The organism is Amycolatopsis granulosa (assembly GCF_011758745.1).
Taxonomy (GTDB): domain Bacteria; phylum Actinomycetota; class Actinomycetes; order Mycobacteriales; family Pseudonocardiaceae; genus Amycolatopsis_E; species Amycolatopsis_E granulosa.
In genome coordinates, this window is the sequence record NZ_JAANOV010000001.1 from 1,398,705 (window position 1) to 1,413,794 (window position 15,090).

Sequence of the window (15,090 nt, forward strand, 5' to 3'; positions counted from 1 at the left end):
TCCCCGTTTCTCCCGTCGTCTCGACCGCAACGTACCAACGGTCTGTCGAGCCGGTCAACATCGTGTCGAGAGTGCCGACACCGCGTTGAGCGCCTGATACGGTGGGGCCATGGCCACCGATCCCGCCGTCCGCAGCCGCCCGGCCCGCGGCCGCCGCGCGCCGCGGCCCAGCGGGGACGAGCGGGAGCTCGCGATCCTCGCCACCGCCGAGCGGTTGCTGGCGGAGCGCCCGCTGAGCGAGATCTCCACCGACGACCTGGCCCGCGGCGCCGGCATCTCCCGGCCGACGTTCTACTTCTACTTCCGCTCCAAGGACGCGGTGCTGCTCACGCTGCTCGACCGGGTCACCGAAGAGGCCGAGCGGGCGTCCGCGGTGGTGTTCGACCACCCCGCGCCCACCGCGGCGCAGCGGTGGCGGCAGTGCCTGGACGCCATCTTCACCACGTTCCGCGCCCACCGCGCCGTCGCGCTCGCCGCCGCCGAGGCCCGCCACACCAACACCGAGGTGCGGCAGCTGTGGGCGGGCATGATGGAGACCTGGGTCAGCCGGACCGCGGACGCGATCGAGGCCGAGCGCGCCCGCGGCGCGGCCCCGCCCGGACGGCCGGCGCGCGACCTGGCGATCGCGCTGAACTCGATGAACGAGCGGGTCCTGTACGCGACCTTCGGCGGCGACGGCCCGGCCGTGCCCGAACCGGACGTGGTCGGCGTGCTGCTCGACGTGTGGCTGAGTGCGATCTACCGCACCACCGAACCACCGGCCTGATCCGTTTCGGCCTGCGGCCGCCGGGTAGTCCCGGGCCATGGAACGCAAGAGCGGGCAGGACGAGGACGCTCGCGACGAGCTGCCCGGCGCCGGGGACTCGTCGCAGGAGGAACAGCAGCTCCTCCGGGGGGAACAGGGCACCTCCTCCGGGGACGAGCACGACGATTTCGACCCGCAGCAGGGCCAGTAGCCGGCACCCTCGGGGGGTGGATCCGCTCGCCCGGTTCGAAGCCGGCCGCCCGCGCCTGTTCGGGCTGGCCTACCGGCTGCTCGGTGAGGCCGCCGAGGCCGAGGACGTCGTCCAGGAGGCCTACCTCCGCTGGCACGCGGCGACCGGTGTCGAGGTGCCGGAGGCGTGGCTTTCCAAGGTCGTCACCAACCTGTGCCTGAACCGGCTGACGTCCGCGCGCGCCCGGCGGGAGGTCTACCTCGGCCCGTGGCTGCCCGAGCCGGTGTTCACCGACCGCGGCCCGCTGGAGATCGCCGAGCAGCGCGATTCGCTGTCGCTGGGACTGCTCGTGCTGCTGGAACGCCTGACCCCACCGGAACGCGCGACGTTCGTGCTGCGGGAGGCGTTCGGCCACAGCCACCGCGAGATCGGCGAGGTCCTCGACCTGGACGAGGCCCACGTCCGCCAGCTCTACCGCCGGGCGCGGCAGCACGTGGCGCGGGGGCGCACACGCTTCACCGCGACCGCCGAGCAGCGCCGGGCCCTCGTGGAGCAGTTCCTCGCGGCGACCGTGGCCGGTGACGTGGCCGGACTGGAGCGTCTGCTCGCCGAGGGGGAGCCGGGCCTGGCGGTGTACCTGGGCGGAGCGATGTTCGCGGTGCTGGTGCCCGAGCCGGGTGCGGACGGGCTGGCAGCGGTGCGCACGATCGCCAACCCGGACAAGCTCGCCTTCGCCGCCGCCCAGACCTGAACCGGCGCTTCGCGGCGCCGCGTGGTCACCCCGGCGCAGGACGTCCGAAGTGGACTACGATCTGTCGGCCGGGCAGCTCGTCTCGTGACGGCGGGTACGTGCGGATCGGCCTTGAACCAGTGGTCTGGACCGCTGGTGCGGATCTCGCTCGCGACCGGGTTGCGGACGATCAGCCGCGGCGCGGGTGCGGAATCGACTCGGCGCCGGCCCGGCGGGCCGCGATCACCAGACAGCGCTCACAGGGCATGCCCGCGGGGCGGTCCAGAAGATCCAGCTCCCCGGGCCGCCCGGAGTACCCGCAGTAGGCCACCAGCAGCCCGGGCTGCTGCCCCGCCGTCAAGGGAAAGACGTGCGCAACGCGGTGGGTCTCCCCCACGAGACCGGATCGCGGCCGCGCGAGCAGGAACGCTCCGCCCGGCCCGCCCGGTTCGTCGTGCGCCTCGGGTACCCGTACCCGTTCAGTCACGGTGAGCCTCCTCTCGGGATACTCGCCGTGGTGGTTCCCGGACCCGGTGCGCGCCAATCCCCGCGGGCCGCTTTTCACCCGTCAGTGCCGCGTTCGTCCACAGTGGCTGATCCGGGCGGAGCTCCGGTACCGGGATTCCCCACGTTTCGCGGCTTCCCGGCCGGCCCTGCCGCGGTCAGGAGCGGGCGGCGTCCAGAACCGGACCGAGTTCAGCCACCACGGCGTCCAGCGGGGCGGGATCCTCCTGCGCCCGGGCCATCACGATCGCACCCTCGAGTGCGCTGATCATGACCACCGCCAGCGACCGGGCGCGCTCCGGCGGCACCCCCATGTCCCGCAGGCTCTCCTCGACCGGCCGCAACCAGGTCTCGAACCCCTCCCGCACCGCCCGGCGCAGATCGTCGTTGCCCGCCACCACGTCGGCCGTCGTCGCGACCAGCGGGCAGCCTGCCGCGTAGCCTTCGTCGCGGAACTGGTCGCGCCACTGCGCCACCATCCCCGCAAAGAGACCGCCCGGCGTGGGCGCGGCCGCGGCGTACCGTTTCACCCGCGACGCCGCGAACTCGCCGGACCAGGCAAGCGCTTCCCGGACGAGCTGGTCCTTGCCGCCCGGGAAGTAGTGCTGGAGGGAGCCCCGCGGCGCCGACGCGTGCTCGACGACCTCCCGCATCCCCGTCCCGCTCACCCCCTGGGTGCGGATCAGCTGTGCCGCGCTGTACACCATGCGATCACGCGGATTCGCCGTCATGCCACCTCCGGTCCCGGCATCGTCAGTTCGTATTCGTACTCGCCGTGCTGCGGACCGTGCCGGACGCGGAAACCCTGCCGCCGCAACAACGCCCTGGCCGCCGCATTGTCCACCTGCGTCACCGCCCGCACCGTCCACCCCGCCCAGCGCCCGGAGGCCCGCAGCCAGCCGGCCAGGCCCGTCGCGATGCCCTGCCGCTGCCACGGGTCGGCCACCATGATGCCGAGCTCCGCGACGCGCGCCTCGCCGGCCACCAGGTTCAGCAGTCCCACCGTCGCCGCGCCGTCGACCGCGGCGAGCGCCACGCCGTCCGGCGGCCCGGCGAGGAGATAGCGCCGGTACCGGCCGAGCACGTCCGCCGGATCCGGCCGGCCCGGCAGGAAGAACCGGCGCCGCAAGGTACCCGGCGAGCAGGCGAGGACCACGCTCCGCACGTCTTCGGCGGCGGTGCCGTCGAGCTCCCGGAGGGTTATGACGGTTGTCATAGTCCCGGTGTACTCCGCCGCGGCCCCGGAGGCAAGGCCCGCACCGGGATGAGCTGGGTGATCGATGAGCTGGGTGATCGCCGCAGTGCCCTGCCCGGTACCCGCGCCCGGCATAGACTGGCGCCCATGCGCCGATGGGTGTCCCGTGCGGACCAACGACTGTTCGCCCGCGTGGCGGCAACCGATTCCGTTCTCCTGGACCGGGTGCTGCCGCGCCTGAGCCGGGCAGCCAACTACGGCGGGTTGTGGTGGGCGGTCAGCGGCACCCTCGCCGCGACGCGGAATCGCCGGGCGCGGCGTGCCGCCTTGCGCGGGATGCTCGCGCTGGGCATCGCCAGTGCGACCGCCAACGGGCTGAGCAAACGTGTCGTTCGCCGCACCCGCCCCGCGACCGGGGCCATCCCGCCGATCCGGCAACTGCGGCGGGCGCCGTGGACCACGTCGTTCCCGTCCGGGCATTCCGCCTCCGCCGCGGCCTTCGCCACGGGCGTCGCGCTCGAGTGGCCGGCTCTGGCCGCACCCGTGGGCGCGCTGGCCGCCGGGGTCGCGGCCTCCCGCGTCGTCACCGGCGCCCACTACCCGTCGGACGTGCTCGGCGGCCTCGGCCTCGGGCTGACCGCAGCCGCGGTCACGCTGTCCTGGTGGCCGCGCACCCCCGCCGGCCCCGCGCGGGCCGAAGCGCATCCGGCACCCGCCCTGCCCACCGGCGACGGCCTCGTCCTGGTCGTCAACCCGTCCGCGGGAAGCGCCAACGCCACCGTTCTCGACCGCGTCCGGGCCGAACTCCCGCAGGCGAAGATCGTGGAACTCGGCGACGGCGAGGACCTGGCCGACGCGCTCACCGAAGCGGTCCGCACCTGCCGTGTCCTGGGTGTCGCCGGTGGCGACGGCACCATCAACGTCGCCGCGCGCACCGCCGCCGACCACGACGTCCCGCTCCTGGTCCTGCCGGCGGGCACCCTCAACCACTTCGCCCGCGACCTCGGCGTGGCGACGCCGGACGACGCGATCACGGCCGTGCGCAAGGGCAGCGCGGTGCGCATCGACCTCGGCAGCGTCGACGGCGAGGTCTTCGTCAACACCTGCAGCACCGGGCTCTACACCGACCTGGTGCGGTACCGCGAGAAGTGGGAGAAGCGGATCGGCAAGTGGCCCGCGATGCTGGTCGGCCTGGTGCACGTGCTGCGCCGCGCGAACCCCCAGGACCTCGTGGTGAACGGCGAGCCACGCAGCGTCTGGATGATCTTCGCGGGCAACGGGGCGTACCGTCCGCGCGGGTTCGCCCCGACCTACCGCCGCAGCCTGGACGACGGGCTGCTCGACATCCGCACCGTCGACGCGGAGCGCCCGTGGGCCCGCACGCGGGTCGTCCTCGCCGCGCTCACCGGCACCCTGCGCTGGTGCACGCCCTACCAGGACCGGCCCGCCGCGCCCCAGCTGACCGTCCGCGCCCCGGCCGGCCGGCTCCACCTCGCGCTGGACGGCGAACTGCGGAGCGTTCCGCCGGACATCACGCTGCGCAAACGCCGTGGTGCGCTGGTCGTCTACCGCTGAGCCGCGCGCACCCGGGTCCTGGAAAGCGCTTTCCCGCCAGGGTCCCGCGCAGCCTCAGCCGCCGCCCGGGTCCGTGCCCGTGCGGTCGTGCATCCGCACCTCGATCGCTAGGCGACCGACGGGGCGGGCCAGGGATTTCCGGTGAAGTCACGCAACTCGTCCGCCTCGGCGGCGCCCAGTTCCTCGAACAGGTCGTAGGCGCGGCGCCAGTAGTCCCGTGCCAGGCCGGCCCGCGCGGCGCACCGGTGCAGTTCGGCGAGTTCGTTCAAGGCCCGGGCCTGCTGGTACCGCTCGCCGCGGTTGATCGCCACCCGCAGACCGGTCTCGACCAGATCCGCGGCGGTGAGCAGGTCGCCGATGTCGCGGTGCACACCACCGAAGTCGATCAGCACCTCGCTCTCCGTGGCGGGACCGCCGACCGCACGCACGATCCGCAGGGCCTCGTTGAAGTTCGTGAGGGCGTCGTCGAACCCGCCGGTCGCCCGGTAGGCGTTGCCGAGGCGGTGCCGGGCGTAGGCGATCCGCGGCTCCAGGCCGTGCGCCTCGGCCAGCTCGATCGCCTGCTTGAGGTGTTCGACCGCCTCGCGGTGCCGCCCGAGCCGCCGCCACGCGTCGCCGAGGTCAGCCAGCGCTCCGCTTTCCGCGTCCGCATCACCGGTGCGCCGCGACAGCACCAGCGCGTGCCGGTACTGGTCCACCGCGGCATCCAGCCGGCCCAGAACCGCCAGGGTGGCACCGAGGTTCGCCGCGACAGCGCCTTCCAGCCTCGGCTCCCCCGCGCACAACGCCGCCGCCGACCGGAACAGCCCCAGCGCCTCGGAGAACTCCCCCGACCGGTGGCAGAGCACCCCGAGCGCACGCAGCGAGGTGGCTTCCAGGTCGCGGTCGCCATGGGCGCGGTGCAGTTCGATGGCCCGCCGGAAGTGCTCGCGCGCGTCCGCCGCGCGGCCGTGGTACAGGTAGGCCACCGCCAGGTCGAAGCGCGTGTGGGCCTCGCCGACCTCGTCCTGCGCGGCCGTCGCCGCCGCCAGCGCGGCTTCGTGCGTGTGCACCCAGTCGTGGTCGTGGCTGTAGCCGTAGAGGTACAGGTACGCGCGCAGGCAGCGGGTCAGCTGCCAGGCGTGCGTCGGCCAGCCCTGCTCGGCCGCCAGGCTCACCGCGGCGATGAGACCCGGCCGCTCGGCCTCCAGCCAGCGCTTCGCGGCTTCCCGGTCGGCCAGCAGGGGTCCGTGCACCGGCGCCGCACCGGCCAGGTCGACGCCCTTGGCCGGGTAGATCAGGTGCGTGGCACGGGCCGCGGTGTGCAGGTAGAAGTCGAGGACACGGGTGATCGCGACGCGACGGGCGGGCTCCGGTTCACTGTCGCGGGCCAGACCACGCGCGTACTCGGCGAGCAGGTTGTGCAGCCGGTACCGGTCCCGCGTCACCACGGTGACCAGGTTTTCGTCCACCAGCCGGTCCAGCAGCCACCGGGCCCGCGCCGGGGTCAGCCCGGCGAGCGCACCGACCGACTCCGGCGTGAAGTCGGCACCGGGGTGCAGGCCCAGCAACCGGAACAGCCGCCGTTCGTCGGTTTCCAGTGCCTGGTACGACAACTCGAACACCGCTCGCAGGCGGCGGCTGCCCGCCGCCAGCTCGTTCAGCCGGTCCCCGGTCTCCGCCAGGCGCGCGGCCAGGTCCGCCATCGTCCACGTCGGACGGGACTGGAGCCGTCGCGCCGCGAGCGCGACCGCCATCGGCAGCCACCCGCACAGTTCGACCACCCGGCGGGCCGCCTCCGGCTCGCTCTCCACGCGCTTCGCACCGACCACCCGCACCAGCAGTTCACGGGCCTCGGCCGGGGTGAACACATCCAGCGGCAGCGTGCGCGCCCCGTCCAGGGCGAGCGCGCGACGGCTGGTGACCAGCACCAGATTGGTCGGCCCGGCCGGCAGCAACGGCAGGATCTGGTCCTCACTCGCCGCGTTGTCCAGCAGCACCAGCACGTCGCGGCCGTAGACGCGATCGCGGTAGAGCGACGCGCGTTCCTCGAGGCTCGGCGGAACCTGGTCGCCGGGCACGCCGAGCAGGCGCAGGAACGACGCCAGCACCGCGGCCGGGTCGGCGGGCGGCTGGTCGGAGTGCCCGCGCAGGTCGACGTAGAGCTGGCAGTCGCCGTAGCGGCCCTCGGCGAGCAGCTGGTGGGCGATGTGCACGGCGAGCCGGGTCTTGCCCACCCCGGCCATGCCCTCGATCAGCGCGATACCGACCGCGGTGCCGCCGCCCATCGCGCGCAGCCCGTCGCGGAGGGTGGTCAGTTCGGCCTCGCGGCCGCTGAAGTCCGCGGTGTCGAGCGGCAGCTGGCGGTGGGCGCTGACCGGGGCGAACTCCGGTCGCGCGACCTCCTGGCGCAGCACCCGCTGGTAGGCGCTCGCGAGCTCCGGGCCCGGGTCGGCGCCGAGTTCCCCGGCCAGACGGCGCCGCAGCGTGTCGAACAAGTCGAGCGCGGCGGCCTGCTGTCCACTGCCGGCGAGCGCGATCATCAACCGGGCGTGCACCGCCTCGTGCAGCGGGTCGGCCTCCGCGACGCGCTGCAGGAGCGGGAGAACCTCCTGGTAGCGGCCGAGGTCGCTGGCCGCTCCGGCGTATTCGACGACGACCGCCCGGTACTCGCGCACCAGCGCGACGACGATCGGGTGCGACGCCAGGGCGCTCAGCCCCTCCAGCGGCTCACCCCGCCACAGCCCGACGGCCTCGGCGAACAGCCCGCACGCCTCGGCCAGCTCGCCCTCTTCGCGGACGTGCCGGGCGCGCGAGACGAGGCGGCGGAACACGAGCAGGTCGTGCTGACCGTCGGCGACCTTCAGCTGGTAGCCGCCGCGGGTGGACACGATGCAATCGCAGTCGGGGTCGGCCTGCAACCGGCGGCGCAGACGGGACACGCGGGATTGGAGCAGGTCGACCGTGCTGTGGTCGGGCTGGTCACCCCAGATCGCCTCGACGAGGGTGTCCCGGCCGACGGGCATGTTCGGGGACAACGCGAGCAGCGCGAGGAGGGTGCGCTGGGTCTCCGAGCCGGGGTCGACGGGGGTGCCGTCGGTGACCACCCGCAGCGGACCCAGGACCTCGACGCGCAGGCCACCCCCGGTCTGCTCGGTGCCCGCCTCGCGCAGCAGCTCGCCCAGCTCCAAGCGGGACAGACCGAGCACGTCACCCAGCTTGCGCAACGTGGACACGCGCGGGCGGGTGACCCGGCCCTGTTCGACGTCCCGAAGGCCCGCCACACTCAGTCCGGCCAGGTCCGCGACCTCCCGCTGGGTCAGCCCCGCGCGCCGACGGAAGCCCTGGACCAGCGTCCCCAAGTGGCTCCGCGAACCGTCGCTCATCCGTCACCGCCCCGATCTCGTCGTTCGCAGCTGGGACGTCCGGACGCCCCCAGCCGTTCCCCCGTCACCCTCGCAGGGTTACAGCCTCCGCTTCGAAAACGCTTCGACGTGACCGGACGGTAGCGGTGATCACGCCTGGTCCGGACCCAGTGTGGTCTCGCTCACAATCGATCGCCGCGCCGGGGGGGTGCCCTCAGGACAGCCGCTGCGGGAGCACCCTCTCCAGTTTCGCCCGGATCTGGCCGGCATCGGGAGAGCCCAGTTCCTCCAGCAGCTCCAGCGCCGCCCGCCAGGCACCGCGCGCGGCCGCCACGTCGCCACGGGCCTGGTGGGCGTCGCCGAGGTGGTTGAGCGACCGGCTCTCGTAGTAGCGGCTGCCCTGCCTGCGGTACATGTGCACGGCCTTCTCGAAGCAGCGCACCGCCTCGTCGAGGTGCCCCAGCGACTGCCGCGCGTACCCGACGCTGTCCCACGCGTTCGCCTCGCCCAGCAGGTCCCCGAGCCCGGCCTGCAGCACCACCGCCTCCTGGCAGTGCTCCAGCGCTTGCTCGTACCGGCCGAGCCGCGCGCAACTCCACCCGAGGTTGTTCAGCGCCATCGCCTCGCCGAACCGGTTGCGCGCGGTCTGGAACAGCTCCAGCGCCGCCCGCGCGTGCTGGTACTCCCCGGCGTAGTCCCCGAGCCGGTCGCACACCCAGGTCAGTCCCTGCCGCACGTCGGCCTGGTTGCCCAGATCACCCAGCTCCTCGAACAGCTCCAGGGCCTGCTCGAGCTGCGTCCTGGCCTCCTCGTCACGCCCCAGCGCGGTGAAGATCACCGCCAGCCCGCGGTGGCTGTGGGCCAGGGCCACCGGATCGCCGAGGCGCTCGGCCGCCTCCAGCGCGGCCCGGTAGGTCCCCGGCTCACCGAGCCAGTGCCTGCCCTGCCGGACGAACGTGTGGCTGAGCGCACACGCCAGTTGCCACGCCGCCACGTCGAATCCGCACCCCGCGGCCCCCTTGATGGCCGCGAGCAGGACGGGGTGCTCGGTGGCGAACCAGGCCGCGGCGTCGGCCGGCGGGCCTGCGGTGACGCCGGGCGCGGGCGGGCCGAGAGCGACCCGGCTGCGCTGCGGGGCCAGGACCGCGGCGCCGGCATGGGCGGTGTGGACGTAGTGGTCGTACATGCGCCGCGCCGCCGCGGTCCGCTCCGGCTCCGGGTCCTCCTCCAGCGTCAGCTCGATCGCGTACGCCCGCAGCAGATCGTGGAAGCCGTACCGGCCCGGCGCACGCTCGGCGACCAGGTGCGCGCGGGTCAGCTCGGCCAGCAGCGGCCGCACCTGGCGCACCTCGACGCCGAGGAGACTGGCCGCGGCCGCGGTGCTCACGTGCGGACCCGGGTGCAGGCCGAGGAACCGGAACAACCGGGCCGCCTCGCGCGAGATCGCCTGGTAGGACCAGGAGAAGACCGCGCGCACGTCGCAGGTGTCGTCGCCGCATTCGAACGCGTCCAGCCGGCCGCGCGCAGCGCACAGTTCGGCGGCGAGGTCGGCCAGCGTGAACCCCGGGTTCGTCGCGGCCCGCGCCGCCACGATCGCCAGCGCCAGTGGCAACCGGGCGCACTGGGTGTTGATCTGGGCGACCGCGTCCGGTTCCGCCGCCACCCGCTCCGGGCCGAGCCGCCGGGCGAGCAGCTCACGGGCTTCCACGTCGGACAGCAGGTCCAGGCCCACCGGCGCGGCGCCCTCGACGGCGACCAGGCTGGCCAGCTGGTTCCGGCTCGTGACGAGCGTGAAACTGCCCGGTGATCCGGGCAGCAGCGGCCGCACCTGGTCGGCGTCGCGCGCGTTGTCCAGCACGACGAGCACCCGCTTGTCCGCGAGCAGGCTGCGGTAGAGGCTCACCTGCGCCGGCACGCTCACCGGGATCCGTTGCGCGGGAACGGCGAGCGCGTCGAGGAACCGCCGCACCGCCTCCGCCGGGCTCATCGCGCAGGCCGCCGGGTCGAAGCCGCGCAGGTTGACGTAGAGCTGCCCGTCCGGGAAGTGCGCGCGCGCCCGGTGCGCCCAGTGCACGGCGAACGCGGACTTGCCCACGCCCGCACCACCGCTGACGACCGCCACCGACACCGACGGCCCCGCGCCGCTGCCGTCCAGCGGCAGCAGGGCGTCCAGCCGCGCGAGGTCGCGCATCCGGCCCGCGAACTGCGGCACGTCACCCGGCAGCTGCCGGGGTACGGGAGCGCTTTCCGCGGGCTCGTCGCGCAGCAACCGCATCTGCGTCTCGCGCAGCAGCGGCCCCGGCTCGACGCCCAGCTCCTCGATCAGCCGCGAGCGCGCACCGGTGTAGACCTCCAGTGCCTCGGGTGTGCGGCCGCAGCGGTGCAGCGCCAGCATCAGCAACGCCTGCAAGCGTTCTCGGAACGGGTTGTCCTCGGCCTCCTGCCGCAGCTCGCCGATCACCGACCGGTGCCGCCCGGCCGCGAGCTCGGCGTCGAAGCATTCCTCCAGCGCGCTCAGGCGCTTCTCCGTCAGCGCGGGGCCTTCGCGGTCGAGCAGCGACTGCGTGGCGCCACCCAGCGCGGGACCGTGCCAGAGGTCCAGCGCCGCACGCAGCCGCCGCGCCGCGTCCGCGACCCGGCCGGCGTCGAGGTCGGCCCGGGCCCGTGCGACGGCGTCGTCGAACTCGTGCAGGTCCAGCTCCCCCGGCCCGACCTCGATCACGTACCCCGGCGCGCGCCGCGTGATCACCTGGGCGCCGATCAGTTTGCGCAGCTCGGAGACGTACACCTGCACCTGCCCGCGCACGGTCACCGGCGGCGTGGCGCCCCACACCAGGGCGAACAGCTGCTCGTCCGGCACCACGCGCCCCGCGTGGAGCAGCAGCGCCGCGAGCACCGACCGCTGCTTCGGTCCGCCCAGCCGCACCGGCCCGTCCGGGCCCGACACCTCGATCGGGCCCAGCAGCCGGTACCGCACCGGGCGGGACGGGGTTTCGGCCAAGGCCGGTCAACACCTTTCCGTGGGCAGGACGGGGCGACATGGGGATGACGAAAAGCAAGCAGAACCGGGCGGTCCGGCGCTAGTCGGTGCCGCTGTCGGGTGACAGCGCCCCGGCGATCGAATAGACCAGCTCGAAGACCCCTTCCCCGCTCAGGATCAGCTCGGTCTCGGTCCCGGGGTTGAAGCAGAGCACGTGCCGTTCGCCGGGCCACCGCGCGAGCACTTCCAGGAACGGCAGCGTGACGTACGGCTGCCCGGCCCCGATCCGGTCCAGCATCTCCGCGGACGAGAACAGCGTGATCACCGGGAAGTCGCCCTGACCGACGGTGTGCCAGGGGAAGTCCTCGTCCCCGAGCGCACCCGGGTCGGGGACGGGCCGGCTCGTCGGCACCACCACCGCACCGCTCACCAGGACCTCCAGATACGCGTTCTCGTCCTGGCCGCCGATCGCAGCGGCCAGTTCGGTTTCCAGTGCGTTCGACGGTGGCGGCACCGGACCCGGTTCCCGTCCGGCGGTGAATTCCTCCAGCACGAGCCCGCGCACCTGGCGGCGCATCGAGTCGAGCACCGCGTCCTGGACGTCGGAGGCGGCCACCAGGTCCTCGCGCCCTTCGGCGAGCGCGACCAGCCCGCCGGGCGGGAGCACGGCGCCGATCGGCAGTCCGGGGTTGATCGCCAGCTGCAGCGAACTGCCCGCCGGCCACTGCGCCGCGATCTCGGCGAACGAGGTCCGCACGTGGTCCCGCGCGAACCGGCCGAGCACCGCGGCCAGCGACTGGGGCGAGGTGAACACGAGCAGGTGCTCGTGCTCGAGGAGGAGCAACTCGAGCAGCTCACGCCATTCCGGGGTGTCGCGCGCGGGCAGCACCGGCAGGTACACCGGCGCGGCGAGCAGGAGCTGCGCGTACCGTCTGCTGTCGCCCGCGTCCAGCGCCGCGGCGAGCGCGTGCTCCACGTCATTGCCCGGCTGCCACGAAGGTTCCACGCGCCCTTGCCTTTCTGGGGTACCTTTTGTCCAGCAGACCCTAGTCGTCCGAACCACGGAAGCCATGCCACGCACCCTCTTCGTCGCCCCCGATCAGCGCGGCGCCCTGCCCACCATCCGCGACGCGCTCGAAGCCGCCGACGAGGGTGCGGTCATCTCGATCGCCCCGGGTGACTACCCCGAGCCGATCACGATCACACGGCAGCACGTGACGCTGTCCGCCCGCGAGGCCGGCACCGTCACGATCAGCTCGCCCTTCCCGGACCAGCCGGCCGTGTCGGTCACCGGCGCCCGTGTGGACCTGATCGGCCTGCGGCTCGAGTCCGCGGACCACTCCGCCGTCCGGGTGCGCGGGGGCCAGGTCAAGATCGTCGAGTGCACGGCGACCGCCGGGTTCGCGCCGGCGATCGACGTCGCGGGCGCGCACCGGATCGAGGTGCGCAACACGCACGTCACCGGCGGGCAGTACGGGATCGTCGTCGAGGAGTCCGACGGCGTGATCGACCGGTGCGAGATCCGCGAGATCGCCGACGACGGGGTGATCCTGCGCCTCGGCGCGCGGGTCATGGTGCAGCACACCACGATCGCCGGGTGCGGGTTCCGCGGCGTGTACATGTACCAGGCCGGCGACTCCGGTCTGGACCGGTGCGACATCTCGCGCACCGGGGATGCCGGCGTCGCGGTGGCGGACCAGAGCTCGCCGGTCATCAGCACCTGCTGGGTGCACGACACGCAGGGCGTCGGGATCAGCGTCGGCCGCGGCTGCGGCGGCGTGATCGAGGACTGCCGCGTGGAGAACACGGCGGTGCCGGGCATCCACGTCGCCGACGGCGCCAGGGTGGAGGTGCGCGAGGGCGACCCGGCACGCCGCAAGGTCCCGGTCGGCGCGGTCGCGACCACCGGCAACCACCAGGACATGGACACGGTCGAGAAGCTGCTCGGCGAGCTCGACGCGATGATCGGCCTGGGCGGGGTGAAGGCCGAGGTGCGCGGCCTGATCGACGAGATCCAGGTCAACGAGTGGCGGCGCGGCGAAGGGCTGTCCGTCAACTCGGTCAGCAACCACCTCGTGTTCACCGGCGCGCCGGGTACCGGTAAGACGACCGTCGCGCGGATCTACGGGCAGTTGCTGAAAGCGCTGGGCATCCTGCCGAACGGGCGGTTCAAGGAGGTCTCCCGGCGGGACCTGGTCGGCCAGTACATCGGTCACACCGCGGAGAAGGCGGCGTCCGCGTTCGAGGAGGCCCGCGGCGGCGTCCTGTTCATCGACGAGGCGTACACGCTGTCCCGTTCCAGCGGCAGCGGCGCCGACTTCGGGCAGGAGGCCATCGACACGCTGGTGAAGCTGATGGAGGACCACCGGGACGACGTCGCGGTGATCGTCGCCGGCTACACCAAGGAGATGACCGAGTTCATGGACGCCAACCCCGGTCTGGCGTCCCGGTTCAACAAGACGCTCGAGTTCGAGAACTACAGCCCGGAAGAGCTGGTGTCCATCAGCGTGCAGATGGCGCACAGCAACGACTACGTGCTGGGTGAGGACCTCGACCTCGCGCTGCTGGAGTGGTTCACGCAGATGGAGCGCGACCAGAACTTCGGCAACGCGCGTGAGGCGCGCAAGCTCCTCGAACGGATGCGCAAGTCCCAGTCGACGCGCCTGCGGTCACTGGGACAGCGCCCGAGCCGGGACGACCTGAGCACGCTCACCCTCGACGACCTGCTGGAGGCCGTCCGCGGGAGCGGGTGAGGCCCGTCCCGGTCCGCCCGGCCGCTGCCGGGGCTGCCGCTCGACGAACGCCCGGTTACTGCTCAGGCAGCCGCGTCGGCGCTTCCCCGGCTTCGGACCCGGCGACGGCCCCGCCCCGGTCCAGCGGCGCCGCCGGGGCGGCCTCCGCGATCGCCGACAGCAGCTCCGGCACAGTGCTGCCGGGCAGGGTCAGCTCCATGCTGGTGCCCGGGTTGAAGCACAACACGTGGTCCTCGCCCGGCCAGTTCAGCAGGACGTCCAGGAAGGAGACCGTCACACGCGGCCCACCGGCGGGGTCGACGGTGTCCAGGACCCGTTCGGAGCTGAAGACCGGAATGACCGGCGTGGCGTCGTCGCCCAGGATGCGCCAGGGAAACCCGCCGGAGTCGATCACCGACGGGTCCGCCACCGGCTCGGTGGCGGGTAACACGACGTCGGCGCCGATGAGGGCGAGGAGGAACGCGTCGAAGTCCAGTTCGGACACCGCGTCGCGCAGACGCTCCTCCAGCTCGTTGACCGGTTGCAGCGCCGCGGCGGCGTCGGTGTCCCCACCCAGCTCCCGCAGCACCAGGGAGCGGACCTGGGCCAGCACCTCGTCGACCATCGCGTTCTGCACGTCCTCGACCGGGACGAGCTCCTGCCGTCCCTCGGCCAGGTCCTCGACCTCGCTGAGGACGAGGTAGACGCCGATGGGCACACCCGGGTTCACCACGAGCTGGGCGTCGCCGGGGTGGATCTCGCGCAGGCCGGCGATGTCGGTGCGGCGCCAGCTGTCCACCACCCCGCCGAGCGCCCAGTCCAGCGACTCCTCGGAGGTGAAGACGATGACGTGGTTGCCCTCCGGCATCGGCAGGCTCTGCGGCCACGGGTCGCCGGGCTCGGGCGCGGCCGGCACGTACAGCGGGACCTCGCGCAGGAGCTGGGCGTAGCGCCGGCTGTCACTGTCCTGCAGTGCGGCCAGCATGTCGCTCTCGACCTCGTTGGCCGGGCGCCACTGAATGTCCACTCGCCTGACACTTCCTTCTGCTCGTCGCTCCGCGGTGCCACTCTGGGGGTTCCACGGTAGCCGGGTTG

12 protein-coding genes are annotated in these 15,090 nt (G+C 73.4%); 5 read left to right on the plus strand and 7 right to left on the minus strand.

What is annotated here, in order from left to right:
- Nucleotides 1-109: 109 nt before the first annotated feature.
- Genes FHX45_RS06810 through FHX45_RS06820 form a run of 3 tightly spaced genes read left to right on the plus strand, consistent with a single transcriptional unit; the run spans nt 110 to nt 1,686 of the window.
- Nucleotides 110-766, plus strand: a complete 657-nt coding sequence (locus tag FHX45_RS06810) for a TetR/AcrR family transcriptional regulator (protein ID WP_167097694.1) — start codon at nt 110-112, stop codon at nt 764-766.
- Between the two features lie 37 nt (nt 767-803).
- Nucleotides 804-956, plus strand: a complete 153-nt coding sequence (locus FHX45_RS06815) for a hypothetical protein (RefSeq protein WP_167097696.1) — start codon at nt 804-806, stop codon at nt 954-956.
- A 16-nt stretch (nt 957-972) separates the two neighbouring features.
- The gene (locus FHX45_RS06820; protein ID WP_167097698.1) at nt 973-1,686 is read left to right on the plus strand and encodes a sigma-70 family RNA polymerase sigma factor; all 714 of its coding nucleotides are present in this window, start codon (nt 973-975) and stop codon (nt 1,684-1,686) included.
- 169 nt (nt 1,687-1,855) lie between these two features.
- On the opposite strand, the gene FHX45_RS06825 is transcribed toward FHX45_RS06820, so the two are convergent.
- The 3 genes from FHX45_RS06825 to FHX45_RS06835 all read right to left on the minus strand — a co-directional run bounded on the left by FHX45_RS06825 (nt 1,856) and on the right by FHX45_RS06835 (nt 3,385).
- Nucleotides 1,856-2,152, minus strand: a complete 297-nt coding sequence (locus FHX45_RS06825; RefSeq protein ID WP_341771379.1) for a hypothetical protein — start codon at nt 2,150-2,152, stop codon at nt 1,856-1,858.
- 175 nt (nt 2,153-2,327) lie between these two features.
- Entirely contained in the window at nt 2,328-2,900 is a 573-nt protein-coding gene (locus tag FHX45_RS06830) for a TetR/AcrR family transcriptional regulator (protein ID WP_167097700.1), read from the minus strand.
- A complete protein-coding gene (locus FHX45_RS06835) occupies nt 2,897-3,385 on the minus strand; it encodes a GNAT family N-acetyltransferase (RefSeq protein WP_208405832.1) in 489 nt (162 codons plus the stop codon). Before FHX45_RS06835 ends, FHX45_RS06830 begins: the two co-directional genes overlap by 4 nt.
- Before the next feature lie 126 nt (nt 3,386-3,511).
- On the opposite strand from FHX45_RS06835, the gene FHX45_RS06840 reads away from it, so the two are divergent.
- Nucleotides 3,512-4,939 (plus strand): bifunctional phosphatase PAP2/diacylglycerol kinase family protein, encoded by a 1,428-nt coding sequence (locus FHX45_RS06840; RefSeq protein ID WP_167097703.1) that lies wholly within the window; start codon nt 3,512-3,514, stop codon nt 4,937-4,939.
- Between the two features lie 107 nt (nt 4,940-5,046).
- On the opposite strand, the gene FHX45_RS06845 is transcribed toward FHX45_RS06840, so the two are convergent.
- The 3 genes from FHX45_RS06845 to FHX45_RS06855 all read right to left on the minus strand — a co-directional run bounded on the left by FHX45_RS06845 (nt 5,047) and on the right by FHX45_RS06855 (nt 12,269).
- The gene (locus FHX45_RS06845; RefSeq protein WP_167097705.1) at nt 5,047-8,304 is read right to left on the minus strand and encodes a BTAD domain-containing putative transcriptional regulator; all 3,258 of its coding nucleotides are present in this window, start codon (nt 8,302-8,304) and stop codon (nt 5,047-5,049) included.
- A 193-nt stretch (nt 8,305-8,497) separates the two neighbouring features.
- The gene (locus FHX45_RS06850) at nt 8,498-11,284 is read right to left on the minus strand and encodes an AfsR/SARP family transcriptional regulator (RefSeq protein WP_167097707.1); all 2,787 of its coding nucleotides are present in this window, start codon (nt 11,282-11,284) and stop codon (nt 8,498-8,500) included.
- A 79-nt stretch (nt 11,285-11,363) separates the two neighbouring features.
- Nucleotides 11,364-12,269 carry an SseB family protein gene (locus FHX45_RS06855; RefSeq protein ID WP_167097709.1) on the minus strand — a complete coding sequence of 302 codons (906 nt, stop codon included), beginning with the start codon at nt 12,267-12,269 and terminating at the stop codon, nt 11,364-11,366.
- Nucleotides 12,270-12,333: 64 nt separating this feature from the next.
- Between FHX45_RS06855 and FHX45_RS06860 the strand changes: the two genes are divergently transcribed.
- Nucleotides 12,334-14,016, plus strand: coding sequence for a right-handed parallel beta-helix repeat-containing protein (locus FHX45_RS06860; protein WP_167097711.1), 1,683 nt, complete (start codon nt 12,334-12,336; stop codon nt 14,014-14,016).
- A gap of 55 nt (nt 14,017-14,071) precedes the next feature.
- Here the strand turns inward: FHX45_RS06860 and FHX45_RS06865 are convergent, their stop codons facing one another.
- Nucleotides 14,072-15,022 (minus strand): SseB family protein, encoded by a 951-nt coding sequence (locus FHX45_RS06865; protein WP_167097713.1) that lies wholly within the window; start codon nt 15,020-15,022, stop codon nt 14,072-14,074.
- Nucleotides 15,023-15,090 lie beyond the last annotated feature (68 nt).